We start from the raw sequence: 25,794 nt of genomic DNA, 5'->3' as shown, positions 1-25,794 counted from the left end.
TTCGTGATTGAGTTCGGCTCATCGGTTCGGGGTCAGGACGCATTTGATGTACTGTCGGTCGTGCATCCCCTCGAAGCACTCGTGCCACTCCTCCAGCGGTGCGACGCGATCGACGATCGGTTCGACATCGAGTTGGCCCGTGTTGAGCAGCGTGAGCACTTTCTCCCACGTCGGCCACGTATGCGAGAAGCTCCCTTGTACCGTGACCGCCTTCTGAACCACCGGGTCCATACTGTACTCCATGGGTTGGGGCCCCCAACCGACCTTCGTGATGTGGCCGTCGGGGCGAACGGCGTCCATCGCCGTCTCGAAGGTTGCGGAGTGACCCGAGGCATCGATCACGGTATCGACGCCGAGACCGTCACCGATACCGGCTATCAGCTCAGACGGGTCGTCGGTTACGGTGTCCGTCGCGCCGAGTTCTTCGGCGACGTCGAGGCGGTCTTCGTCGACCGGCAGGCCGTTGGCGATGACGTGGCTCGCGCCGGAAAGCGATGCCATCTGAACGCAGAGCAGACCGATCGTTCCCGGACCGAGGACGAGGACGCTGTCGCCAGGGTCGATTTCGGCGTTCTGGCAGACGGCGTTGTAGGCGACGCTACACGGTTCGGTCAGTGCGGCTCGTTCGAACGCCAGTCCGTCCGGGACGTGGTGGAGACACCGCACGGGAACCGCGACGTAGCGCGCCATCGCACCGTCATCGCCGTAGCCGAAGCCCAGGCGGTCGGGGTCGAGATTGTACTTCCCCTGACGGCTGAGCGGCGATTTTTCGTCGATGACGGCGGCCGTCTCGCAGACGACCCGATCGCCGAGTTCGAACTCACCGTCGCCGTTTATCTCCTCGATGACGCCGCCGAACTCGTGGCCGAGGGTGACCGGATAGTTGACCCCCCAGCTGTGACTGCCGTGCCACTGGTGGATGTCGCTACCGCAGATTCCCACCGCCTCGACGCGAATTAGCGCCTCGGCTTCGCCGAGGTCGGGCACTTCGACCTCGCGGAGTTCGACCCCCTCCGGTTCGTAATTGACCAGCGCCTGCATCCGATCGGCGCGCTCCTCGACCTGTACGGTCGTTGCTTGCTCACTCATGTCTAGGCCGACAGTTGCTCGCCACAAATAGCTGCTGATTCGAGGGAAGCGTTTCGGTGCTACAGCACGTCTTCGACGGTGGCGTCCTCGAACACCAGTCGTTCGAGTTTGTCCAGCGTTGCAGTCGGGTTCGCCCGCTGCCAGATGTTTCGCCCGACCGTCAGCCCCTTTCCACCGCCGGCCATGAACGTCGCTACGTCGCGGAGAAATGCCTCTTCGCTGACCGACGCACCGCCGCTCATCAGCACCGGAAGTTCGCCCGCGACGCGGACGGCCCACTCGACACCTTCGCGCGTGCCGGGATACTTTATCTTCGCCATATCCGCACCAAGTTCGAGTCCAATCCGCGCTGCGTAGGCGACGGTGTCAGGGGCATTGTGGTCGTTGACGCCTTGTCCGCGCGGGTATGACCAGAGGACGACCGGTAAATCAGCGTCACGAGCGTCTTCGCGGGCGGCGGCGAACTCCGAGAACATGTCCGCCTCGCGGTTCGACCCGGTGTAGACTGTGTAGCCGATCGCGTCGGCGCCCAATTCCGCGGCACTCTCGACCGACCAAATCGGCGGCGAGTAGCGATCGCCCATTACCATACTTGTCTTCCCGTTCAGTTTTGCGACCAGGTTCACCGAGTCGTCGTAAGAGGGATAGTACGTCTCGGCGACCCCCTGATGGACGGCGAGTCCAGTGACGGCGTCGTGGGTCGCGATATCGAACACGGCCGACGGATCAGCACGCTCCGGATTATCTTCGAATACGATCGGTCCTCGTTCGAGACCGTGATCCATTGCAATAATAATTGACCGCCCGTCTCGGCTGATCGGAGTATCGACTACTGAACGCATCTGACGGATGAGCGTTTTGAAGGCAATACTAAAGCCGTTTGGGTTAGTCCCTACCTCACAGTTCGGGGCCCCGACCGGGACGAAGGCGACATTCCCTTTTGTTAGCCGATTGGGGTAGGGATTTCTAGCTTCTTGTCGACATCACCCTTTATATCAAACAGATGAACTTTTGGACGAGAAGGCAACATTGCTGCGAGAGAGCAATAGTTTTGTTACCGCGGCACGATTTCATAGTACCGACTAGTCACTATGGGTATCGATACCGAAACCCGAAATTATATTGACGCCTGTCGTCAGGCTCTGCCGCCATCGTTAGCAGAACAGAAAGTCGCGTTCGGCTTCGATGGTGTCGTCGACCGCATCCGAACGGCGGTGGCAACGCGCTTCGATCCCGACGATTACGAACGAATGGACACGCTCGAGGAATTCGGGACGCGGATCGTCGACGCCGCATCCCTAGATACCTCCTGTAGCATCGAATGGTTCTGCGAGCGCAAACGCGCGGGCGGCCACACAGCGCATCTCGGTCGGGCGATGGAACGCCTCGGCCACCGACCGACGATCATCGGAACGTACGGCGAGCCGCCACGAGAGACGTTCACCCGGGAGTACGAACAGACGAAATTGATCTCGCTCGGCTCGGCTCCGATCACCGACGCCGTCGAGTTCAACGACGGGAAAGTGCTCCTGAGCGACACGCGGCGATTGGCAAAACTCGACTGGGAACACATCTGCTCAGCAGTCGAACTGAACTCGCTGGCCGCGTCGATCGACAGAACGGAACTGCTCGGCCTCGGCTACTGGGCGACGATTCCGAAGATGCCCTCTATATGGGAGGGTCTCCGCCGTGACCTCTGGCCTCGTCTCCGTGATCCGCCGAATCGCATCTTGGTCGACCCGGCGGACGTGCGGCGCCTCTCGTCGGAGACGTTGATTCGAGGCGTGGAGCCGCTATCCGCACTCGACGACGTCGTTCCGGTGACGGTGAGCGCGAACCGCGCCGAGGCGCTTCGGCTTGCGAACGAACTCGACGCTGACGGTGACGCGCTGGTCGACGTCGCCGCCGCACTCCAAGACCGACTCGGGGTCTCGGAAATCATCGTTCACACGGTGTCGGAGTCGGTTCTGGCGACCGCTGACGACCGACATCGCGTCGCGGTTCCGCGCGTCTCAGAACCCGAGATTACGACCAGCGCCGGTGACCATTTCAACGCCGGGTTGGCCATCGCCGAGCTCGCCGACATCGACGGTGGTGCTCGACTCGTTGCCGGGAGCGCCGTCGCCGGGTGGTTCGTACGAAACGGCCACCCGCCAACGTACGATGAATTCCTTGGATTCGTCGACCGCTACGAGGAGCTATTCGGATGGTCGACGCTCTCATAACCAACCGAAAGGAGACCGAACCCGGTACCGCCGTCCCGCGGAACACTGATGATTTTGTCGCCATACATCCGCGATGACTCCTACATCTTGTTCTAAGGGGGTTCAGCGGAACCTGTCGAGGAACTCGGCACCGGTGCGGAGTGATTCGACCGGGTCATCGGGCTCGTCGTGCTCGTAAATGAACCACTCCACTCCCTCGGCGCGGGCAGCGTCGATGCACGCGGCGAGATTCACGTCGCCCGCACCGACCTCGACAGACTTCTTTTCGGCCGTGTCGACGTCCTTAACATGAAGTATCGATAACTCGTCGGCGTGGCGGTGGATGCGTTCGACGGGGTCGTCACCGGCGGCGGCGACCCACCCGACGTCGAGTTCAAGGCCGATCCGATCGTCGAGCGCGTTAAATAGAAGGTCGAACGGCGTTGATTCGTCAAGCGACCGAAACTCCCAGTGATGGTTGTGGTAGAGGACGTCGATATTATATTCCCTGGCTCGATCTGCCAGCGATTCGAGTTGTGAGGCAGTCTTTCGAACCTCCGTCCATGAGTCCAGATGCTCTTCGTCGATGGAGATGGAGAGTGTTGCGCAATCCACGGCATCGTAAATATTTATCGTCGCTTCAAGTTCGTCCGGAAGTCCCGATAGTGGCGTGAACGGGCCAAGGTGAGCACCGGGGACAGCGAGTTCCTGCTCGCCGAGCGTCTGAACGACGGTTTCGGTATCCGCCTCGGGGAGGCGATGAAGGAACTCGACGCCGTCATAGCCCGCATCGGCGACGCGTTCGAGTACGCGAGGGAGTGGTTCGTCGATATCTCTGAGTGTGAAGAGATTTATAGCAGTTCGCATAGGGGAACGATAGCGGCCGGGGCTAATAGTTTTTACCTGGGAACGGCGGTGATCGAACTTCGTACTCCATGTTTAATTCAATGACATTTGCGGTGCTGAGCACAGCTTCGGGGAGATCTGTTCGGTAGCGATCTTCTCGTGTGCGACCGAGTGGGGCCGCGACGCTGACGGCACCGATGGCATTGTTGTCCATGTCTCGAATCGGTGCGGCGACGCCGCGGAGGCCACGGTGCCACTCTTCGTCGTCGTATGAATATCCGTGTTCTCGGACGGCCTCTAGCTCCTCCTCGAGTTCGTCCCTATCTGTGATCGTCTCTCGGGTTTTACTCTCTAACCCATGACTGTTAAGTATCTCGTCGAGTTCGCCGTCGGGAGTATGTGCGAGGATTGCTTTGCCGGCCGACGTTTGGTGTAAGTGAACGCGCTTTCCGACGTGGATGCTTGTGTTCACCGCGTCAGTACCCTTCGCCTGCGAGACATAAACGCCACGCCCGTGCTCTTCAATCATCAGGTGAGCAAGTTCTCTGGTTTCCTCGGCGAGTTTGTCGAGTTCATCCGCCGCGGCTTCGAGTAGCGGAATCCGCTCACGAACGAACTCGCCGAAGTCGAGAAACCGCAGACCGACACGATACTTCTCGCCATCGAAAACGATGAACTCTGACTGTAACAGTGTTTGGAGGTGGTTGTGTACCGTGCTTTTCGGGAGCCCGAGATGTGCCGCCAGTTTCGTTACACCCGCTCCTTCGAGATGTTTGAGCGCCACCACGATTTGAAGAGTGGTAGTCGAGGCCTGGACGATGTTTTTCTGTTCCCCCATGACTGGCGCAGGAGTACACAGGGGAGAAGCAAATATCTGTTCATACGTGGCGAACACAAACCCGGCGATGAATGTCAATCGTTAACAACGGAATACAACTAACTCTCAGAATATTTTTCTTGGTACGTGACCGTCACGCGGACGAGATTCGACCGATAAAACCGAATCTTACATGATAGTTTACCTGTATTATATTTTATACTACCAGTGGAAGTAATCGGTAGACCGCTGAACAGTACTCGTGATCTGCACTAAGTAAACACGTCGTCGTACCGTTATCTGCCTTTCTGACTACGTATTCAGCTAGGGTGAACAAAAACGTTTGAATTCATGATAAATTGTCCCGATATGAAGAAAACCAACTAGACCGAACCGCACTCGTTCTCTGATCGGATACATTGAACCGATCTGGTAACCCGAATACATATGGGACTCTGCTGTGGTAGTTCGTATCAAGAGAGTAATCTACATCGACTGTGATCCACTTCGAGCAGACCACCTAGGATGTTACGGTTACGATCGAGACATATCGCCACACATTGATTCGCTCGCCGCCGAGGGAATGCGGCTCACTAATTACTACGCCTCGGATTTGCCTTGTCTCCCTTCGCGGACGGCGTTGTTCACGGGGCGATTCGGCATTCATACCGGTGTTGTCAATCACGGCGACCTGAACGCCGACATCCGGCCGACCGGTCAGACGCGAGGATTTTCGGGTACAGAGACTTTTCGAACCCTCCCGGCTATCCTCCAAGACGCCGGGCACTACACCGCCCTGATCAGTTCGTTCCCGACGAGACACAGTGCATGGCACGTCCTTGACGAATTTCAGGACTGGCAGGATACCGACCGCCGCGGTTTCGAGCGGGTGGACGACGTCTCCACGTACGCGGAGGCGTGGCTCGAAGACCATGCCACCGAGGAGGACTGGTCGCTCGCTTCTTTCGTGCCGATGATCTCATTCTCGTAGCCAGAGCGATCCCCAGTAAACGGATTGGCCTCAGTGATATCGATTGCGACGATTTCCGCTCGATGGAATTCCTTCGTGTCGGCTACTCGTTCTAACAGTCGGTCGAGGGACTGGTGATACATCTCACGAATCCGGTCAACGGAGAAATTCCGAAGATGTTCGCGGTGAGTGTGTCCCAGCGGTGTCCGGTCACGCTGTGACTCATAGACAAAGCTACGTGCGCCTTCATTCGCTGCCAGATTTTCTCGGAGATCGAGATAGGTCTGGAGGTCCCAGAATGCGTGCTCGTGAATCTCACAGGCTTCGCCCCGATCCAACGAATAGCCCGGAAAGACGATTTGGCCGATGTGTTCTGTGATCTTCTGAACTTGATCGAGAACTGTTCGTCCATCAAGTGTTGGTTCTTCATCTGATTCGTGACGTGTATGGGTATCCGGTGGCTCTCGCGGGATTGTTACGCCCGCTTGGTCGGCCTTGATTAGGATCGTCTTCGCGGCTGTCTTGATCGTGGCTTTGAGGTCCGTGGTAAATCGATACTGCCAGCTTCGCCACAGCGTCGATTGGTCGGGTATCGATTCAAGATTGAGACGATGGCACAGCGATGGTCGCTGCTGGAGATACTCGACGAGTGCTGTCTCGTGATTCCAGCCATGGAGTTCTTTGAGGAGAAATAGCCGCATCAGTAAGACCATGTTGTACTGTGTCGATCCAGTATACCGATCATGGGGCCGGAACTTGACGTACGCCAATGGAAGATCAGACACGAAGCGCTCGATTGCTTTGTGAGCGTCGTGCTCAAACCAGACCTTCGCGACGGTTCGAACGTCCTCTTTGAGAGCACCAAGCGAACTTCGGTCGTACAATGGTGTCAAATCGTAGGCTGGCCACTCACGGTACGATGTCATCGCGATTGTTCGGAAAACCTCACGCCGTGACAATCGTGTCGAGACCATTCGCCCGAAATACGGTTTTGAGGGCTCAAAAATACACTATTCATCCGCAGTCAGACACTCGATCTAGATGCAATGACTCATTTATCTTCGTCACTCGCCTACCGAGATTCGACGCGCATGAAGTTGCGTACCAAGAAGAGGGTGGCTTACCGAAAAAAGCGGTGTACTGAACTCGTGCAAATCTCTTGAGTACTATTCGAAGAGCGTTATCCCTCAAACAACGGATAGAATCAGAAGAGGGCAAAAAAGTATGCCTTGCAAACACTACCGCGAAGAGAACGGGTATTATCTCGACCCGAATTCGTTCGACAGTGCCTCGGCATTTTGCGATATTTCAGTCGATAGCCGCTTGTCAATCGCGTTTTTATCGACACCGGATACATGCCTACAGACGATGTTTCGAAGCCCAACACGACCGCCCGCCGTTCGCGGATCCGCGCTGGTTTCGTACTGGGCGACCTGTTCACCCTCGCACATAACCGTATACTTGCACGGCTTTGAATTCCCCGTCGTCATTTCAACGGAAATGGATTCCTCCAACTCGATGACAACCATGGCTACCACCGAACCTCGTCATCGATGGCGATCGGACCAGACTCGACGACAGTCGCATTAAGCCCACCACGGTGGACGAGCGCTTTCGAGAGTCCCTCCTCTCCGACGAGCGACTGCATATACCCACACGGTTCACACAGCTGGATTCCCTCACAGATGGCGTCACCGACCGTGAATGTTTGGTCCACGAGGTGGTTGAGCGGGACATTTTGTGTCGTCACGTTTCGACGGTGTGCGCCCATCGGAATCTCAATTCCGGCATCCTGTTCGACTGCTGCCAGCGCTTCGGCTTCGATGAAGGTGATATCGCTCGCTTCCTGTACCTCTCGGTTCGGATCCTCGTCGAGAAAGTTCCACAAACCACGCCCCTCGAAATACCGGTCGCCACGGAGTCCGCGTTCGGCGACCGCGTCGACGGTTTCTCGTGCTTGCATCGGTTCACCACTATCGGGAGCAATGTGGAGCTGCGTAACTCTACCAGTTCCCATGAATTTGCTTCGTGAACATAGATGTTATATATTTTGAAAGGAAAAATGAGACATCCGTGATTCGCGAAGCCGATTCAAACCACAGTTGACTCCAGCGAACAAGAGCTAATCTACCACTATCGTATGCAATGAGATTCGCGGTCTCATCTATTGCCGCAGATTGTACTTGTACAGTTCGTGCTTTGCCGACCAAATTGTGGTTTCACCCGCTCGTACTTCTCGTCCAGGACCGCAGCGGCCTCTGGCAGTAGCGCGGCGATGAGATAATCCGCGCGCTCGCTAAAATAGTCGGCGAGCGTCGCGATCCGATGGACGTGATTTCTTCTTCCACGTTCTCAAGATCTGACTCGAACCGTCCGAGTTCGAACTCCAACTGATTCTTCTTCTTATAGATATCTAAGACGACCATCGAATTAATACATTAAACCGACACCTGAAAAGTGCCGTCATTGGCTGTACTGATAGTTAATCGATATCGTACTTGAGGCCTCGCGAACCCTCTGTTGGAGTTGCTCCTGATACGGTTCGTTCTGGACACGGTCGCTCGGCGCAACTATGCTGATGGCGCCCAGAATATCGCCATCGACGAGAATCGGAGCAGCTATAGTACCCATGCCGCTGACTTGTTGATTCCAGTCCATAGCAAATCCATCTGTCCGTATTTCTTCGAGTTCATCCTTGAGGGTTTTAACGCTGGTAATTGTCTGGTCAGTCATTGACTCGAGTCCGTGCCTATCGATAATATCATCAACACGGACTTCGGGGAGGTGCGCCAGGATCACTTTCCCAGCGGCGTGAGTGTGAAGCGGTGTCCGCATTCCAGGATACATACCGAGATCGAGCGATTGTTCGCCACGTTCGTAGTGGAGAATAACTGCCTGTCCGTTATCCTCAACGTTGATGTCCGCCACTTCACCGGTCTCTGCGACTACTTGTTGGAGTTCGCTTTGCGCAACCCTAAACAAACGGCTCCGATACTTGATTCGTCCTCCGATAGTGAGCGGCTTATAGCTCAACCGATATTCTCCATCGACCCGTTTGACGTACCCCATCGACTGAAGAGTTTGAAGATAATCGTAGATGGTGCTTTGTGGCACATCCAACTGTATTGCCAGTTCCGACGGGGTAGCACCGGACTGCCCCCAGAGGATTTCAATGATCTCGAACGCTCTTTGGACTGTTTTGAGCGGTGGAGCGTTGTGCGGCATATGATGATACTATTGAAAAGGTTACTTGTAGTTTGCGATTATTCCGCAATAGGTGGCGTTCTATTCCACCTCAAGCTGGTTTGTATGGCAACAGCACACAAATTTGACGATTTCGACATTACTGGCCACGCTGTAGTACAATGGCGATAAATACGTTAGTGAGTATCACCTCATAAAAGACATAGGTTGCGATTATACCGAAAATTAAGAGAGCGCAACTCCAAGGTCGGAGACTATTGGTTTCTACTGTTTTGATGTTTACAAAGCAGCTTCTGAGTACCATCTTTTGTTTCTAGTAAGTATCCACCAGAAACCATGAATATATGTCGCCATGAAACTATCCTAATAATGATTGATATTTTTATAATTATTTAATTGGAGTGTAAGATAATATCGCTTACAGCACAGTCGCATTACAAACCTATTACTGTAATGCTGGATTTCTAATGACCATAACAAATAGGAAATTTTGTCTTTATCAGATTACGCAGCCGTGTGCTTGCTACCACTGACTTCGATTATCTCGCAAATAGCTTAGAAAAGCAAGAGCAACAGGGAAAGTTCCACCAATCTGGACAGGATTCTGCCCACTCCAAGACAGAATCCTATTGATAGAAGCCCTCGACTGAGATATCGGCGTACCAGGCTCACTGTCGATCAGCCGATGGATCGAAAATAGGACTAACAGATGAAACCGGTTGGTACGGGAAGGCTCCGGAATAGGGCTGTTTCCTGACCGTTAACCTTGCGAAGGGCGGGCGGACAGCAAACACCGTGACGGGCGTCGCCGTCTGTTCTCGCTGCTAAAATTCCTTAGCCGTAGTATTTCTCTAAGCGGGTCGGCGGGTTTCATTCCAGCCATCCGCATGACCGCCTCACTTCTTAAACTGTACTAACTAGTTTTCTGAAATCGAGTCGATGAGCGCTGCAACAGCCTGCGCTCCGCGCTCAGGCGCGTTGAACGTCGGGATTCCGGCGTTCTCCATCTGTCGCCGTTCGTCCTCGAGAGCATGGTCGGGGCCGGCGACCGTGAAAAGAATCGGCTTGCCGACCTCCGTCGAGAGTATCTCTAGCTCGTCTACAGGGTAGCCCAGCGAGTCCTCGTATATCTCGTAGACGAGGACGATATCGACATTGCCGTCGCGCGCGACGGCGTCAACGACCTTTCCGAACTCGGGCATCGGTCTGCCAGTGTCGACAGGGTTCTCTGTGTACGTAATTCCGGGTAAGAGGTTGTTCAGCCGTTCTTGTGTCTCGCTCGTCAGCTCTGGAAAGGTCGCTTCTGTTCCTTTGAGGAAATCCGTAATAATGATCCCTGGCCCAGCCTGGGCCGTCACGATCCCGACGTTCGGGCCGTCAGGCGTTGGCGAGTCGGCCAAGGCTCTACCGGCGTCGATCAATTCAGTCATCGAGGACACAGTCACCAAGCCAGGCTCGTTAAATCCATCCTCGTAGATGGCATTCTCTTGTGCCGGAGCCGCTGTGTGTGCCTGAGCGAAGTCAGCAATGTCGTGTTCGCCGACTTTGAACGCGACAATGGGAGTGTCGGCCGCTTGGCAGACGTCGAAGAGTTCGTCAACGTCCTCCGTCCCCTCAACGTGTATGACGATTGAATCGGTTCGCGAATCGGTATCGAGCATCGGAATTATGTCGGCGAATCCCGTGTTCATCCGATTTCCAAGTCCGAACATCGCCGAGATACCGTAGCCTTCGCGGGTCAGTTGGAAGGACATAGTGATGCCGACGCCGGCACTCTGGGTAACGACGCCGATATTTCCGGTTTGAACCTCGCGAATACGAGGAACGAATGACCCGTATAGATCGAGATGTGGAATCGCGTACCCCGCCGTATTCGGTCCGAGCACGGTAATCTCGTACTCGTTCGCGATCTTCTCGATCGCATCTTGGAGTTCTCGCCCATCGTTACCGGCCTCTGCGAACCCGCCAGCGAAGATCACGGCGGCACTGACGCCCGCTTCGCCGCATTCTTCGAGCACGTCCGGCTGTAGGTGTCCCGGAACGCAACAGAGCGCTAGATCTGCGTCAGTTTCGTGAACTGAGTCGACGAATTCGTACCCGAAAACGGTTCCAGAACTTGAGGGATTTACGGGGTAGATCTCGGTGTCACAAGCTTCGACGTTGGACATCGCATCGTTCCCAAGTTTCCCCGGTGTTTTCGACGCTCCGATGACGGCAATGCCGTCTGGGTCGAATAGAGCTGATACGCTCATGTGAGGAGAGACTGACTGTTGTACTATAAGATTCGGGGTTTTGTATGCCCTCGCCAGTTGAATGTGATTTGGCTAACACAATTCTCGTGGCGATCACCGTGGAAGTGCGTGCGCGAGCAACTCGATCGGGGTCGGGGGTTCATCACGATCGAGTGAGGTACCAGTGAGAGAACTATCAGAGGAGATAGGATCGATCGAACTATCGCCAAGCTGGGTTCGGCAGGACGTACCTGGCGCAGTGACGAAGCTCGTCTTCAAACGTCAACTTGACTACCAATGATGACGATACTACTATGCGCCGACACCAACGTCGAACGAGTATCGAACCAAGTAGCGTCAATCACTACATTGCCGCTCAAAACGGATGACGTTCGAATTCTCGTCTACCACGTCTCCGTGCCGACGGGGACGATTTAGACGCCAGTAGCCTCAAATCTGTTACCCACGCAACTGAGGAACTAGCGGAGGCGGGATTCGACGTCGAGGTAATCCAGTCAAGCGGCGATCCCGTACGGAACGTCCTCGATACGGCTGCCGACGTCGACGCCGACATGATTAGTATCGCCGGTCGAAAACGATCGCCGACGGGGAAAGTCCTTTTCGGTAGCATTGCTCAGCAAGTTACGCTCCGTTCGAAGCTGCCAGTACTGTTCTGCTCTGCGAACGGATAGATCGAACAAGTCAGTTCTTCACCGGCATCTCCTGTACTCGGATAGTCGCTCATGTGGTTGACTCGGAGTACGTTCGACCGAAAGTGAGGCGTTATTTCGAATTATATGAGTCCGACGAATACCGCAGCATGAACTAGGGCTGCAGCGATTGGGATGAGAAGAGCAGTCCGCATCACAAATAATACGAAGAGATCTCGGAATCGAATCGGGATATCGTCGAACATATCCACCATCATCGGAGCCGACGCGGCGAAGAAGATCGCTTGCGCACTCACCACGATTACGACGTAGACCCTCGTAATTAGGGCAGTTCCGACTGCGAACGTTGCGCCGATGAACATCTCCGCACCGCCGAGGATCAGCGACGTAGCGGCCATCTGTGGGTCTGGAATACCGAACGCAGACAGAACGGGAACAAGCGGTGTCGCCAGTACCTCGAATACCGACGTATACTCGTTGAGAACTACGGCAGTCATCCCGACCGTGAGAATCGTACCGAGCATCATCCCGGTCAGTTTTAGCCCGTCAATGAGACCTTCAATCGCAGATCGTGGTATTGAGGCGCCTTCTTCGGCAGTTCTGACGGCCTCGTTGAATGCAAATCGGACGTAGTCAACGACAGGTCCGTTAAATTCCGGTTCCGGATCGGGTTCCGCGACAAATTCATCGGGAACGGTCGAAAGCGGTGGGACTCGAACGAGAATGATCGCCGTAAAGATCACGCTGAGCAGGTACAGGAGGACGACGATCGGAAAGACGTGAAGAATCTCAAGTACAGCGGCGATCGCTCCGATCGTTCCTAAGTTCGCGGTAGCGAAGCAGGTGCAGATGACGAAGACCTCTTGTTTGTTGTATCCGCCGCGGTCGAACACGTTTCGCGTGAGGTAGTAGCCGATACTGAACGAGCCGAGCCACGATGCCGCACTGTCAAGCGCTGCACGGCCGGGCAAATTGAACACCGGCTTCATCACAGGCTGGGAGAGCGTGCCGACGAATTGTAGTCCGCCGAGTTCGGCGAGTAAGTTGACGAACACGGCGCCGATCGGAATCACGAGCGCAATCGTCAACAGGAGACCTCCCCAGACAATACCTGATGTCTTCTCGCTGAGTAGCCATTCAGGACCGCTCCCGACAAGGATAGGTATCGCGAGGAAAACTCCGAGAATCCGGAACGCCCAAAAAATATTCGACGTCTGCCAGTAATCCAGCTCGAATCGATCGACTGTTCCTTCGCCAATCGACACGATCCCGTGATAGTCGACCATCGAGACGGTCGTCAGAACACTGCCAGCGAGTATCAGACCGAACGTAAAGTACTCGATGAGGGTTGGGAACGTTTCCAGAATGATGCTGACTACCACGTCGAGTGGAATCGTAGTTTGACCGTTCCACTGTACCGGGAATAGGAAGAAGAACGAGCCGATGCCGAATGCGAGCACGAATTTCAATACCGGCTTCGGCCGCTTTTTTACGAGGCTAACATCCTTGATGGTTTTCGTGCCTGCTTCAGCGCTATCGCCGGATGCGTGCTCGTCATTCTCCCACGCGGTGCTACCGAACATGATTTGACCGTATTTTTCATGGGCAATAAAAATACCGGTCAAATAGCTAGTTTAGCCTCTGATAGGTACGTTTTAAGGCCTATCATATAAATACATAAAATAAGCATGCCATGTTATCTAACCCTATCTAATGTAATAAAGACGCATCTTCACGAGACGGGTTGGCCTGAAAAGCCACGCTCGCGTGCGTTTTGGAACGGAACCTTTACCGGAAAGCGGGAGACCCGACGGATGTTGTGACCACAACTGTTATGGCTATTTACTCCAACGGTACGCCTATGAGCGGTGAGACGACAGCTGAGCCCGTACTGATAGCCGGTGCTGGCCCGGTTGGGATGACAACGGCATTAGCATTGCACGCGCGCGGAGTGGAGGCGACGATCCTCGAAGCCGAGTCTGAAGATCGTGACCGATCCGGAAGTCGCGCCATATACGTTCATGGGTCAACGCTCCGAACGCTCGAGCGAATTCATCCAGGGCTCGGAACCGACCTCGTCGACGAAGGACTCGTCTGGCCGACGCGACGGACGCTTTTCCGCGGGAAGGAAGTGTTCGATCGGACATACAGCTCACCCGGCGGCTCAGGCGACATCCCTCACTTCACCAGTGTCCCGCAAGTCGTGACCGAAGAGTACATGCATGACGCGCTAAACGAGGCTGGGATCGATATCTACTGGGATGCCGAGGTCGACACGGTGGAGACATCTCCCACCGGCGTCCATGTGGAAACGGTTGACGGTCGCAAGTGGGCGGGCGAATTCTTGGTCGGTGCCGATGGTGGTGGATCAACCGTCCGCAATGAAATTGGCGCAAACTTCGAAGGAGATCAATCCGAGAACGCATTCATCATTGCAGACGTCGGGGAAGTCGACGATGACCCGCTGCCACTCGAGCGAGTGTTCCACTACGATGCCCCGGAGGCCGACGGTCGGAACGTGCTGCTCGTTCCGTTCACCGGCGGCTGGAGGCTCGACATTCAGTGTATCGAAGGTGACGACCCCGAAGAACTCAGCAACGACGAACGGATGCGTAAGTTCGTCCGCGACATCATGGGCGAGCGCTATGAGGATAACCTGCAGTGGGTCTCGAGCTATTACTTCCTCCAGGTGATGGCGGATACCTTCGTGGATGAACACCGCCGTGTCTTACTCGCCGGAGAGGCGGCCCATCTGCTAGCACCGTTCGGCGCTCGCGGTATGAACTCCGGTATTGCCGATGCGGACGAGGCGGCCTCGGCTATTGCGGCCGCGATCAACGCTACAACCGACGCCGTCATCCGTGACGAGGTAGAGCTGTACGCGGCTCGCCGCGAAAAGGCCGCCGAGTTCAATCTCAACGCGGCCGGTCAGGCGCTGGAGTACCTCCAAGGCGACAGCCCGGTGACGATACTGCGGAAGGAAGCAGCCGCCTCGCTGGCGGATCACTTCGAGACCGCCGGCGAGTGGCTTGACGATGCGCCGTACGGTCCTCACGGAACCCCGCCAATCGTTTCGACCGGGAACTACTGAATTACATCCGGTGACGGCTTTTTCTCGCGCTTAAGATAGTGAACCGATCGGTTCGTCAACGAAGACACGACGAATAGAGTAACCAGTTCAGACCAGATCCAATTTCTTGCTAACCCAGTGATCTCGGGCAGCCATCACTAGCGCTTCTTCGTCCTCGAAGTCGGTTGTTTGGGCAACGAACTCGTCCCATGCCTTGTGGGGAACCGTTTCGAGTTCGTCGGCAGAATTGGCATTACTGGGACTCGCTGCGACCAGTTCGTCGAACGATTCGAACTGGGTGTGGCTCTGTACGAACACCGCGTCAAACAGTTCGGTGATGGGAATCTCCTCATTGCGATCGTACACGTCGTCAGCGTCTGGGAGGTCGTTACGCTGCTCGGCGGCCGCTTCGATGTCTGTCTCTGACACCATGAACTCATTCGATGTCGAGACCTTGTAAATCCACCCTCTTCCCGATCGTCAGGACTGTGACGAGGCGAGAGTTTCCCGATGAGAAGATGCATTTCCCCGATCGCACTCCCTCGTTTGTTGGGTGCAGTAGTCGTATCGTTCGCGGGCCACTGTTGAAACGTACTACGGTAGTTTGGGAGTTCTCACCGATTCAGTAGTGACCGTCATAACCTCGGGCATCATCGAATCGACCGTCGAATATTCGTCGCCGACGAAGACTAAAGCCGCGGACTTTCGCCCCATGCTTTTGTAAGCCTTTTTAGGAAGTTATTGAGATTGACTGATAATTACGATTTGAACCGCTGACCGAGATCGACGTAGTGTTCGTGAGTACGCGATATTTGTTCCAATTGATCTTCGGTAAGTGGCTTAGTTTCCGCGGGCGTCCCATACGCCAGATGTCCCTCTGGGATAATTTGATCCTGCAAAACGACGGTGTTCGCAGCGACGATGCAGTTGGATTCCACAATCGCCCCTCGAAGAATGGCGCTCTGCATTCCGACGAGCGAATGGTGCTGAACCGTTGCAAAGTCTACGACCGCGCCGTGACCGACCGTGACTTCGTCTCCCAACTCCGCTCCGTGGAGCATAGTGAACTCTTGGACGTTCGTCTCTTTTCCGACGTGGACGGGAGCACGGTCACCGCGTAAGCAGACGAAGGGCCAGAGGCTAGCTCGGTCGGCGACCGATACCTCGCCGACGAGGTAACCCATCTTCGAAACGAACGCGCTCTCGGCAATCGTCGGGGCCATCCCTTCGAATTCCTCTTGCATGGTCGTCCACATAACTATCCAACGACCTAACTTCACCGACTGCGTCTATATTTCACCGAAACCACCCTCACAGTCGTGACTAAATCGAAGGAGGTGGTCGCAAAAGCGGAGATCGAGGCGGATGCGGCACAATGCGAGAAGGGGTGAAGTGAAACAAAACGCCGCGGGACCGAGCTTCAACTGTCTTTAGGGACACTGTCAGATCGCCAAGACCAAAAAATGGCTTGCGGCGAAGACTACTAACTGGTGGAAGCCCGCGGGCGAGTAGCTCGACACGGCATCCTACAAACCGCCAATTGCGACCGGTGTGAAGTACCGATGAACGGTCGAGTCCTCGATTACTTGTCGAAGGAAATCACGGACGGACCTCGACGCGGTCGTACCGCGTACGGAAGGCGAAGAACAGGCCGTGCCGTCCAGGAATTCGCTCGCACTCCCCGCGTTTCGGGCACTTCCCTTCGTCCCACTGGTTCCATCGGACACCGTTCCGACAGCTCCCCGTAAAATGTTGCATGAGAACATACAACATTTTTCTACGCCCGCTGCGATACCCGACCATGTTCAGTCAGAAGCCATGGCAGACCACCGGCCAGCGAACGTGGAACCGAGACGAAGATCGAGAGGAAGAGAAGACGATTCACGACATCGACGCGACGGAATTCGAGTGGGTTCCCGCGTTGCGATTCCTGTTCGCCTTCGGACTCGGAGTGTTCTTCTTTCTCGTACCCGTCTCGTGGGAGGGTCAGATCACCGTCCCGTTCGACATCGCCGCCGGATTGATCACCGACGCCTTCCCCACCCTCACTGGCGTCGCCGGTCTCATACTAATAACGGCCGGCGGGGTTCTGTCGGCTGTCGCGGAACTACGAAGTCGAGGCGTTATCTCGCTGGACGACCGGTTTGCCGAACGAATCGATCTCCAGTACTGGAAGACGACGCCGCTTTTCTTACTGCTCCGAATACTCGGGGTCTTCTTCGCAGCGCTCCTGTTCTTCGAACTCGGTCCGGCCGTCCTGCACGCTAAACTCGTCGGCGGTCTCGTGTGGGGGACGATCGTCCTGAGTATCGTTGTCATCATCCCGCTCGGGGCGGTGTTCGTGAACCTGCTCGTCGAACTTGGAGGGCTCGAATTCATCGGCACGCTGGCCCGTCCCTTCATGCGCCCGCTGTTCCGACTCCCCGGCCGCGCGGCGCTCGACTCTCTCGCATCCTGGATCGGCGCGTTCACGGTCGGTTACTACGTGACGTACAACGTCTTCCACCGCGGCGGCTACCACAAACGCGACGTGTTCATCATCGCAACCTGCTTCGCGCCGGTGAGTATCGGATTCGTCGGGGTCATCGTCTCGACGGTCGGTCTCCTCCAGATATTCCCGCTCATCCTCCTTTCGTGGGCCGTCGCCGTGATCCTCTGCGGAATCGTCCTCGTCCGCGTTCCGCCACTCAACAACATTCCCGATGAGTACATCGTCGAACCGTCGCCGGAAGACTCCTTCACCGGTTCCCCGACCGACTACGTCCGATTTGCCGTCAGACAGGCGTTGGATGAGGCGGAGGACGAAGGGATCGGTTCGACGGCGATGATAGGACTGATAGACGGGCTGAAGGTTACGGCGATCACCCTCGGCACCGTCGTCGCGATCAGCACCGTTACGCTCCTCCTCGTCGCCCAAACCGACGTGTTCCAGCTCATTGCGATGCCGCTTTCTCCCGTCATCGCCGCCTTCGGGATTCCGGATTCGAACTTAGTCGCGTCCGCGATACTCATCAGCGGCATCGAGCAGGTCTCCGCGGCGGCGGTCGTCGCGAAAACGAGCCCGATAGCCAGATTTTTCGTCACCATCGTGGCGATCTCACAGATAATCTTCTTCGCCGCGTCGGCTCCGATGATGATGGACATGTTCAACGATATTCCCATCCGCTTCCGCGATCTCATCGTCATATTCGCGCTCCGTACGGCGCTCTTGATCCCCATCGCCGCGGTGCTCGCACACACTGCGAACTATCTCGGTCTCCTTCCTTAGAGTAAAGTCGAAATCTAATTCTCCGCCTGACCTCAGTGATCGAGAACTCTACGAATCCCTTCTTCGATGCGAGGCGGATTGGGGAGGTAGTAGTCCTCCATCGAGAGTAGGGGGACAGGGATGTCGAAGCCGGCGATGCGTTCAACGGGCGCTTCAAGGTAGTACAGCGCATCGTCGTTGATGCGAGCGACGAGTTCGGAGCCGAATCCGCCCGTCCGCGCCGCTTCGTGCACCACCAACGCTCGTCCCGTCCGCTTCACCGACTCGACGACCGTTTCGTGGTCGAGCGGCGAGACGGTACGGAGGTCGATCACTTCGGCGTCGACGCCGAGATTCTCCACGGCCGCCATCGTCGGTTCCATCATGGCTCCCCACGACACCACGGTCAGTTCTGTTCCCTCGCGTCGGACCGCAGCCTCTCCAATCGGTTCTTCGTAGGACTCCTCGGGGAGTTCCCCGCTGAACGACCGGTAGATGTACTTGGGTTCCAAGAAGAGTACCGGATCGGGATCGCGGATGGCCGCGATCAGGAGTCCCTTCGCGTCGTGCGGCGTGCTCGGGACGACCACCTTCAATCCGGGAATGTGTCCATACGCTCCCTCTAGGCTTTCTGAGTGGTGTTCGAGCGCCTTGACCCCTGCGCCGTAGGGTGTCCGAACGACGAGCGGTGCGGTCCATTCGCCGCGCGTCCGCCAGCGAATTCGGCTCGCCTGCGTGACGAGTTGGTCGAACGCCGGGGGGAGGAATCCCGAGAACTGGATCTCGGCCACGGGGCGATAGCCGTACATTGCGAGGCCGACCGCGCCGCCGACGATGGCGATCTCCGAGAGGGGCGTGTCGGTGACTCGTTCCTTGCCGAATCGGTCCTTCAGCCCGTCGGTCGCCCGGAAAACGCCGCCGCTTTCGGCGACGTCCTCGCCGAAGACAACCACCCTGTCGTCCGCGGCCATTTCGGCGTGCAGTGCGTCGTTGATCGCGCCGACGATGGTCTCTTGCACAGTTACGTCACCCCTTCACCCGCTGTTGGATGTGGTCGTACGCGTCCGGTCGTTCCTCGAGAAACGCCTTGAACTCGACCAGTTGCCGCCGGAGGTACGGCGGCAGTTCGTCGTACAAGTACTCGAACATCTCGTCGACGCTCCGCTCCTGGAACTCGTCTGCGGCCGCTAGTGCGTCGTCGAACTCCTCGTTTATCTCTTCGACGAGCGCCTCCGGATCGATTTCACTCCACAGTCCCTCCGAGCGGAGGAACGATTCGTACCGCGCTATCGGGTCGCGTTCCTGCCACCGCTCCACCTCAGAGTCGTCGCGATACCGACTCGGGTCGTCGCTGGTCGTGTGGGCGTCGCGACGGTACGTCACCGACTCCACGAGCGTCGGATTCCCGGCGCGGGCGGCCTCGCGCGCTTCGGAGACGGCCTCGTACACGGCCAGCACGTCGTTTCCGTCGACGCGGATGCCATCGATTCCGTATCCGACCGCCCGCTGCGCTATCGAGTAGGCGTTCGTCTGCTTCTCGAATGGGGTCGAGATGGCGTACTGGTTGTTCTGACAGAAGAACACCGCCGGCGCGTCGAGGACACCGGCGAAGTTCACCGCCTCGTGCACCGCGCCGGTACTGCTCGCTCCATCGCCGAAGTACGCCGCCACGACGGAATCGGCGTCGGCGAGCTTCATTCCCCACGCGGCGCCGGTCACGAGCGGGAGGTGCGACCCGATGGAGATGGCTATCATCTGATCACGTTTGGCCATCTCCCGGTTCGCGTCCTCAACACCGCGCCAGAACAGTATCAAATCTCGCATCGGCAGCCCCTGGAGGAACATCGCGCCGGCTTCGCGCCCCATCCCGAGGAGCCAGTCGCCGTCCGCGAGCGCGTACCCGGATCCGATAATGCTCGCCTCTTGCCCGCGGCCGGATCCGAAGGTTCCAATCTGGCCGCGTCGCTGAAGTTTCACCATCCGTTCGTCGAACGTTCGCTCCAAGAGCATCCAGCGGTAGAGCTCTTGGAACGCGTCATCGTCGAGGTTCGGAACCGCCCCGCTGTCGTACGAGCCGTCAGGGTCCAGAATCTGGAACAGTCCCACGTCGAGATCGTTCTGCGAGACTCGCCCTCGTTTCGTTCCAGCCGATACTTCGAATCTACTGTCGTCACCCATGGCTTGTCGATCACCTTTGTTCGGGAATCAAGTGGTCGAGAGATAAATCCATCGGGAACTCCCCTAAACTCGACACGCTCGAACTCGGCGACCGTCCTGAACCGATCACCGTGCTTCGCCGCCGAGGCACCGATTCGCCTTTCGAAGCAGAGACGAACGGGCGACGGACGGCGCGTACCGCCAAGATTTATAACAGTGCTATACACACGGATAACTATGCGATTCGTTCGATTCGACGAGAACAGGCTAGGACTGCTGACCGAGGACAACACCGGAGTCGTCGACCTTACTGACAGGCTGGAACTCGATGCCCGCGACCCACTCTTGGAGTACATCCGCGGCGACTACGATGCGAGCGAGTATACCGACGCAGATCCCGACTACGGGCTGGAAGACGTTTCCGTCGAGGCCCCCGTAAAGCGACCAGGGAAGGTCATCGCCGCACCCCTCAACTACGAAAACCATATCGAGGAGGCCATCGCCGACAAGGACATCACGACGGAGGAGTGGTTCTCTATCGAGGATAAAGGATATTTCCTGAAAGCACCCTCTAGCGTCGTCGGTCCCGACCACGGCGTCGAACTCCCGTTCTCGGATCGACGCGTGGATCACGAGATCGAATTGGCGTTCGTGATGGGAGCAGACGTCAAGGACGTGGACGCCGACGAAGCCTGGGACGAGATCTTTGGATACACCATCCTGCTCGACATCTCGGTTCGCGGCGATCAAGACCGCTCCAACCGGAAGTCCTACGACACGTTCACGGTCATCGGTCCGTGCGTCGTGACGCCGGATGAGGTCGGCGACCCGCAGAGCCTCGACATGGAACTCCAACTCAACGGCGAAACCAAACAGCAGGACAGCACCAGCGACATGGTGTACACCTGTGCCGACATCGTGCAGTACGCCTCGCTCGGAACCACCATCGAGGCCGGAGACGTGATCACGACGGGAACACCCGAAGGCGTGAGCGCCTTGTCGGACGGCGACACCATCGACGCTGAGATCGAGAACGTCGGCTCCATGACCGTCGATGTGACGGCGCGCGACGTTCACTTCGAGGACGTGAATGTCCAGAAGGGCGGTCAGCGCTAGCGCGTCGCTCGTCAGGATTCGTTCGAGGTCCGACTCCTCACAGTTCGCGTTCCTGGCTCGGAAGGTAGGCTTATACGACAGAACCTACATACTACTACCAATCGATGTCACTCCTCGAAATCAACGCTATCGACGTCGCGTACGGAAACATACAGGTACTTTGGGACGTGAGCCTCTCCGTCGAGGAAGGCGAGACGGTCGCCTTACTCGGTGCAAACGGCGCCGGCAAAACGACAGTGTTGAAGACCATCTGCGGTGACCGCTCGCCGTCGTCCGGCGAAGTGCGATTCGAAGGTGAGTCGATCGGCCACCTTTCTCAGGAAGCGGTCGTTCCGAAAGGAGTCGCCCACGTTCCAGAGGGTCGCGAGATCTTCGACGACAGTACCGTCGAAGAGAACCTCAACCTCGGCGCGTACGTCGACCGAGACGACACGGTCGAGCGACGTAAACGAGTCTACGATATCTTCCCCCGGCTAGAAGAACGCTCAAATCAACGCGCTGGAACCCTCTCCGGCGGCGAACAACAGATGCTCGCTATCGGTCGTGGACTGATGAGTGATCCGAAGCTGCTCCTATTAGACGAGGCGAGTTTGGGTCTCGCACCGGTACTCGTGGATAACGTGTTCAACGCAATCGAGCGCATCAACGACGAAGGAACCACCGTATTGCTCGTCGAACAGGATCTCTACAACGCGCTCCGTGTCGCGGACAGGGGGTACGTCCTTGAATCGGGACGTAATTCGCTATCTGGAACCGCGGAGGAGCTCGCCACCGACGAGCGCGTTGAAACCTCGTACTTAGGCGCCTGACTCATCACCGATCAGTACTCGCTCGGGGATTCACAGAGCCGAGTTGGAAAGAAGCTACCGCGATTTCGCAAGCGGTTATCGTTCGTCCGAACCTCCTACGGTCGGTTGTTCAGAACCGACGGGTGGCGACTCGCTTGACTTCTCAAGGAGTCGCTCGCGAACGATCCCATAGAGTCCGTTCGGGAGGAAGATGATGAACAGGATGATTAGGAGTCCTTCCACAGTGGTCGCGAGCGCGCCAACGACTGGGGTCAGGAAGTTGTCGAGACCCAGGAACAGCATTGCACCGAAGATCGGCCCCGCCATCGTCCCCATTCCGCCGAGGATGACGATCAACAGCGTATCGATCGTCCAGACGACACCGAGGGTTGATTCGGCGTTGACGTACAGCGTGTACTGCGCGTAGAGAGCACCCGTGAGGCCGGCAAAGAACGACGATATCACGAATGCGTACATCTTGTACTTGAGCGGATTGACGCCGAGACTGCTCGCTGCCGACTCGTCACTGTGGATCGCCTTCATCCCGAGTCCAAGGGGACTTCGAACAATACGGTAAGTGACAGCCACGGTCAGAACGGTCGCGAGTAGCGCCACGAGAAACATCACCTCCTTGAGCACGTCGCTCTGAACGAAGTAGCCGGTCGATCCACCTGTGAACTGACGTTGGTCGAGCATAACGAGCTGTATAATGGCGGCGAGTGCGAGCGTGCCGATTGCGAAGTAGTGACCGCGTAGTCGGAACATGATAGGCCCGACGACGAGCGCGATGAGCGCCGCCACGAGCGCACCGACTAGCAACGAGACAAGAATCGGCATCTCAAGACTCGCCGGAAGCCCCACTCGCGTGGGCGTCGTTACCCAGGCCGAGGCGAACGCACCCACGCCGAAGAATGCTGCATGACCCAGCGAAATCTGTCCCGCATAACCGGCGAGGAGATTCCACGAAACACCAAGCATGACGAATACCAGTCCGGTGAACGCGATTTCGGTGATTGCGGCGTTCGTCACGAACGGCACGGCGGCGTACAGTAACACGACGACTACGCTCACCGCAACGACTCGGCGACCGCCGAACCGTTGGCCGTTGAAACGATGTTCGGAGTCGCTCATGCGTCACCCCCGCCCGAACCGAACAATCCTTGCGGCCGCAGGAGGAGCACCGCGAGAAAGATGGAAAAGCTGATGACGTCCCGATAGCCACCGCCGAGGTAGAGCGCGCCGAGATTCTCCGAGATCCCCAGCGTCAGCCCCCCGACTAGCGTTCCGATGATGCTCCCGACGCCGCCGAGGACGACGACGGCGAACGCCTTCAACAAGTACGACCAGCCGACGTACGGGTCGATGGGGAATAGCATCGAGAGCAGCGCTCCGGCCGCGCCGGCGAGCGCCGTCCCGATTCCTAGCGTGACGATGTAGATCCGGTCGGTGTCGATGCCCATGTACCGTGCAGCAGTGCGATTCTGTGCGGTCGCTCGGATCGCCGCCCCAGTCGTCGTGTATCGAAGGAAGCCCCACGTCCCGACGATAAGAACCAGCGCGATGACGAAGGTCACCGTCCGCGGAAACGAGAAGAATACGGATCCAACCTTGAAGCCGCTTCCGGGGATCCCAATGTTCGTCGACTGAGAATCACCGCCCAAGAAATACTCCCCGAGGTTCTGCAACACGAGGGCCAGGCCGAACAGCACGATGATCGGCTGTTCGAGTCCTTCGTCGACGACGTGATCGAGCAGAACTTTTTGAAGTGCCATTCCAAAGAGGAACATGAGACCTATCGCGGCGACCATCCCGATGAGCGGCGTAATTCCAACCGCCGTAAAGAGGATGACCGCGACGTAGCCTCCGACCATGAGCATGTGTCCGTGAGCGAGGTTCACGATATCCATGATGCCGAACACAAGTGACAGGCCGAGGGCCGCGACGGCGTAGATTCCTCCGAGGAGGAGCCCGTCGATGAACGTCTGTAGTATCAGTTGATTCGTCGGCATGGTTTGGAAGTTAGGTTGTGGGGAATGTGATTGGAGAGTGAGTTCATCGCTGGTTCCAAGATGGAATTGGATATTTGAAATCGACGGCCCGATTCGAGTCTGCTTGGGGATACGCTAGATGCTGGCCGCCTTGCCACCACTGTCCCGTCGGTGCGGTGAGTTCGCCCTCCGTCGGAAGGCCGTTTTTCTCGAAGCTGAACTGGCCAATGACCGTCTTGAACGTTTCCTGTCGCAGCGCGTTCCGGATGTCTTTTGGGGCGGTGGAACTGGCGGCCTGAACCGCTTGAGTGGCAACCTGGGCGACGTTGTACGAACCGCCGACTGCCACGGGGATGAGGTCGTTCTTGCCGAGGTTGTGTGCTTCGCTGTACGAGTTCCACAGTTCCTTGTTGCCGTTACCCGTCAATCCTGGTACCCAACCGGGACACATCAGTGCGTAGGCTCCGTCCTGTCCAAGAGACGACCACCAGGCCGATGGATCCGCGCCGCGGACAAATTTCAGAACCTTCGGCGACCATCCGTTATCCCGCATCTGTTTGACGGCCGTGATACCGCCTGGAGGCGTCGGGACGGAGAGCAGAATCTCGACTCCGTTGCTCTTCGATTGAGAGATCAACGTCGAGAAGTCCTTCGCCCCAATCTCGAACTTTTTCCGAAGGACAACCTCGTAGCCCTCCTTGGTGAGCGTCTCTTCCCAGGCGTTGGACTGCTCGTTCCCCCACCCCGAGTTAGGCTCCCAGATGCCGACTTTGGTCGGCCGCTCGTTCTCTGGGATGAGTCCGAGGACTCCCTTCGTCGACCGCGCCACGTCGCGCGATTTCGGAAACGGGGAGAACGTCCACTCGTAACCTTCGTTGCGGTGCGGTTGCTCGTAGGCGAAGAACGCGCCGAGGAAAGGGAGGTTCTGATTCTCGGCGTATGCACTCCCGGCGGTCACGAGCAGGCTCGAGAAGCTTCCCCAGATCATCGTCACATCATTGTTACTCGTAATCTGCTGGAGCTGCTTGCGAACCTCCTTAGGGTCGCTTTTGTCATCTTTGAGAATGAGTTTGACTTCCTGATCTAACTGTTCGTTCATCCGCTTGACACCGAGGTTATAGCCACGCTTGAGATCTTGACCAAGCGACGAGAATTGGCCGCTCTCGGGGATGGTGCCTGCGATGACGATCGAATTAGAGCCGCCCTGGCCGCCGCCACCGTTGCCGATACTTTCGAGACACCCTGCGAGGCCACCGAATGCAACAGCCCCAGTAGCGGTGGTCACTTTGAGATAGTTCCGTCTACTCTGCCTGCTACCGTCTGTCATGCTATACTGTTCCAATATGAGCAGCTGATTATAAATGTATGTGAATATCTCGCGAAGGAGCGACGAGTA

General features: G+C 56.9%; 23 protein-coding genes and 1 pseudogene. 7 read left to right on the top strand and 17 right to left on the bottom strand.

Annotation, left to right across the window (positions count from 1 at the left end):
- Positions 1–18: 18 nt before the first annotated feature.
- Complete coding sequence (locus LIX00_RS17560; protein ID WP_227355840.1) at positions 19–1,089, bottom strand: zinc-binding dehydrogenase; 1,071 nt, start codon at positions 1,087–1,089, stop codon at positions 19–21.
- 59 nt (positions 1,090–1,148) lie between these two features.
- Complete coding sequence (locus LIX00_RS17555) at positions 1,149–1,931, bottom strand: class I fructose-bisphosphate aldolase (RefSeq protein ID WP_227355839.1); 783 nt, start codon at positions 1,929–1,931, stop codon at positions 1,149–1,151.
- Positions 1,932–2,180: 249 nt separating this feature from the next.
- On the opposite strand from LIX00_RS17555, the gene LIX00_RS17550 reads away from it, so the two are divergent.
- The gene (locus tag LIX00_RS17550) at positions 2,181–3,314 is read left to right on the top strand and encodes a hypothetical protein (RefSeq protein WP_438267079.1); all 1,134 of its coding nucleotides are present in this window, start codon (positions 2,181–2,183) and stop codon (positions 3,312–3,314) included.
- A gap of 102 nt (positions 3,315–3,416) precedes the next feature.
- Here the strand turns inward: LIX00_RS17550 and LIX00_RS17545 are convergent, their stop codons facing one another.
- Both LIX00_RS17545 and LIX00_RS17540 read right to left on the bottom strand, forming a co-directional pair.
- A complete protein-coding gene (locus LIX00_RS17545; RefSeq protein WP_227355837.1) occupies positions 3,417–4,160 on the bottom strand; it encodes a sugar phosphate isomerase/epimerase family protein in 744 nt (247 codons plus the stop codon).
- Positions 4,161–4,182: 22 nt separating this feature from the next.
- Entirely contained in the window at positions 4,183–4,977 is a 795-nt protein-coding gene (locus LIX00_RS17540; RefSeq protein WP_227355836.1) for an IclR family transcriptional regulator, read from the bottom strand.
- Positions 4,978–5,416: 439 nt separating this feature from the next.
- Here LIX00_RS17540 and LIX00_RS17535 point away from each other — a divergent pair.
- Positions 5,417–5,806: pseudogene (locus tag LIX00_RS17535) on the top strand (sulfatase-like hydrolase/transferase); the annotation flags it as partial.
- Here the strand turns inward: LIX00_RS17535 and LIX00_RS17530 are convergent.
- The 5 genes from LIX00_RS17530 to LIX00_RS17510 all read right to left on the bottom strand — a co-directional run bounded on the left by LIX00_RS17530 (position 5,806) and on the right by LIX00_RS17510 (position 11,382).
- A complete protein-coding gene (locus LIX00_RS17530) occupies positions 5,806–6,900 on the bottom strand; it encodes a transposase (protein WP_368410758.1) in 1,095 nt (364 codons plus the stop codon). The pseudogene LIX00_RS17535 and the gene LIX00_RS17530 sit on opposite strands and share 1 nt — an antisense overlap.
- Positions 6,901–7,185: 285 nt before the next feature.
- The gene (locus LIX00_RS17525) at positions 7,186–7,455 is read right to left on the bottom strand and encodes a hypothetical protein (protein ID WP_227355834.1); all 270 of its coding nucleotides are present in this window, start codon (positions 7,453–7,455) and stop codon (positions 7,186–7,188) included.
- A 2-nt stretch (positions 7,456–7,457) separates the two neighbouring features.
- Positions 7,458–7,889 carry an MOSC domain-containing protein gene (locus tag LIX00_RS17520; RefSeq protein ID WP_227355833.1) on the bottom strand — a complete coding sequence of 144 codons (432 nt, stop codon included), beginning with the start codon at positions 7,887–7,889 and terminating at the stop codon, positions 7,458–7,460.
- A 500-nt stretch (positions 7,890–8,389) separates the two neighbouring features.
- Positions 8,390–9,151, bottom strand: a complete 762-nt coding sequence (locus LIX00_RS17515) for an IclR family transcriptional regulator (protein WP_227355832.1) — start codon at positions 9,149–9,151, stop codon at positions 8,390–8,392.
- An 896-nt stretch (positions 9,152–10,047) separates the two neighbouring features.
- Positions 10,048–11,382, bottom strand: coding sequence for a CoA-binding protein (locus LIX00_RS17510; protein ID WP_227355831.1), 1,335 nt, complete (start codon positions 11,380–11,382; stop codon positions 10,048–10,050).
- 488 nt (positions 11,383–11,870) lie between these two features.
- Here LIX00_RS17510 and LIX00_RS17505 point away from each other — a divergent pair, with 488 nt between their 5' ends.
- Positions 11,871–12,053, top strand: a complete 183-nt coding sequence (locus LIX00_RS17505) for a universal stress protein (protein WP_227356169.1) — start codon at positions 11,871–11,873, stop codon at positions 12,051–12,053.
- 101 nt (positions 12,054–12,154) lie between these two features.
- On the opposite strand, the gene LIX00_RS17500 is transcribed toward LIX00_RS17505, so the two are convergent.
- Positions 12,155–13,615, bottom strand: coding sequence for a YjiH family protein (locus tag LIX00_RS17500; protein WP_227355830.1), 1,461 nt, complete (start codon positions 13,613–13,615; stop codon positions 12,155–12,157).
- Between the two features lie 278 nt (positions 13,616–13,893).
- Here LIX00_RS17500 and LIX00_RS17495 point away from each other — a divergent pair, with 278 nt between their 5' ends.
- Positions 13,894–15,123: an FAD-dependent monooxygenase gene (locus LIX00_RS17495; RefSeq protein ID WP_227355829.1), complete on the top strand. Its 1,230-nt coding sequence runs from the start codon at positions 13,894–13,896 to the stop codon at positions 15,121–15,123.
- Between the two features lie 87 nt (positions 15,124–15,210).
- Here the strand turns inward: LIX00_RS17495 and LIX00_RS17490 are convergent, their stop codons facing one another.
- Together LIX00_RS17490 and LIX00_RS17485 are read right to left on the bottom strand one after the other, a co-directional pair.
- Positions 15,211–15,534, bottom strand: coding sequence for a hypothetical protein (locus LIX00_RS17490; RefSeq protein WP_227355828.1), 324 nt, complete (start codon positions 15,532–15,534; stop codon positions 15,211–15,213).
- Between the two features lie 326 nt (positions 15,535–15,860).
- A complete protein-coding gene (locus LIX00_RS17485) occupies positions 15,861–16,346 on the bottom strand; it encodes a gamma carbonic anhydrase family protein (RefSeq protein ID WP_227355827.1) in 486 nt (161 codons plus the stop codon).
- A 557-nt stretch (positions 16,347–16,903) separates the two neighbouring features.
- Between LIX00_RS17485 and LIX00_RS17480 the strand changes: the two genes are divergently transcribed.
- Positions 16,904–18,370: a YjiH family protein gene (locus LIX00_RS17480; protein ID WP_227355826.1), complete on the top strand. Its 1,467-nt coding sequence runs from the start codon at positions 16,904–16,906 to the stop codon at positions 18,368–18,370.
- A gap of 32 nt (positions 18,371–18,402) precedes the next feature.
- Here LIX00_RS17480 and LIX00_RS17475 read toward each other — a convergent pair whose 3' ends face one another.
- On the bottom strand, positions 18,403–19,368 hold the full coding sequence (locus LIX00_RS17475) for an alpha-ketoacid dehydrogenase subunit beta (protein ID WP_227355825.1): 966 nt from the start codon (positions 19,366–19,368) through the stop codon (positions 18,403–18,405).
- A 7-nt stretch (positions 19,369–19,375) separates the two neighbouring features.
- A complete protein-coding gene (locus LIX00_RS17470; protein ID WP_227355824.1) occupies positions 19,376–20,527 on the bottom strand; it encodes a thiamine pyrophosphate-dependent dehydrogenase E1 component subunit alpha in 1,152 nt (383 codons plus the stop codon).
- Between the two features lie 216 nt (positions 20,528–20,743).
- Here LIX00_RS17470 and LIX00_RS17465 point away from each other — a divergent pair, with 216 nt between their 5' ends.
- Together LIX00_RS17465 and LIX00_RS17460 are read left to right on the top strand one after the other, a co-directional pair.
- Positions 20,744–21,622 (top strand): fumarylacetoacetate hydrolase family protein, encoded by an 879-nt coding sequence (locus LIX00_RS17465; RefSeq protein WP_227355823.1) that lies wholly within the window; start codon positions 20,744–20,746, stop codon positions 21,620–21,622.
- A 104-nt stretch (positions 21,623–21,726) separates the two neighbouring features.
- Entirely contained in the window at positions 21,727–22,431 is a 705-nt protein-coding gene (locus tag LIX00_RS17460; protein ID WP_227355822.1) for an ABC transporter ATP-binding protein, read from the top strand.
- A 75-nt stretch (positions 22,432–22,506) separates the two neighbouring features.
- On the opposite strand, the gene LIX00_RS17455 is transcribed toward LIX00_RS17460, so the two are convergent.
- From LIX00_RS17455 to LIX00_RS17445, 3 genes are read right to left on the bottom strand one after another with little or no spacing between them, the layout of a single operon-like run.
- A complete protein-coding gene (locus LIX00_RS17455) occupies positions 22,507–23,541 on the bottom strand; it encodes a branched-chain amino acid ABC transporter permease (protein ID WP_227355821.1) in 1,035 nt (344 codons plus the stop codon).
- Entirely contained in the window at positions 23,538–24,419 is an 882-nt protein-coding gene (locus tag LIX00_RS17450; RefSeq protein WP_227355820.1) for a branched-chain amino acid ABC transporter permease, read from the bottom strand. Before LIX00_RS17450 ends, LIX00_RS17455 begins: the two co-directional genes overlap by 4 nt.
- 43 nt (positions 24,420–24,462) lie before the next feature.
- Positions 24,463–25,725 (bottom strand): amino acid ABC transporter substrate-binding protein, encoded by a 1,263-nt coding sequence (locus LIX00_RS17445; protein WP_227355819.1) that lies wholly within the window; start codon positions 25,723–25,725, stop codon positions 24,463–24,465.
- Positions 25,726–25,794: the final 69 nt, after the last annotated feature.

The sequence above is a fragment of the Haladaptatus salinisoli genome (assembly GCF_020614375.1).
Lineage (GTDB): Archaea > Halobacteriota > Halobacteria > Halobacteriales > Haladaptataceae > Haladaptatus > Haladaptatus salinisoli.
The sequence above is the reverse complement of the archived record's forward strand: the minus strand, read 5'-3'. Positions and strand labels throughout refer to the sequence as shown.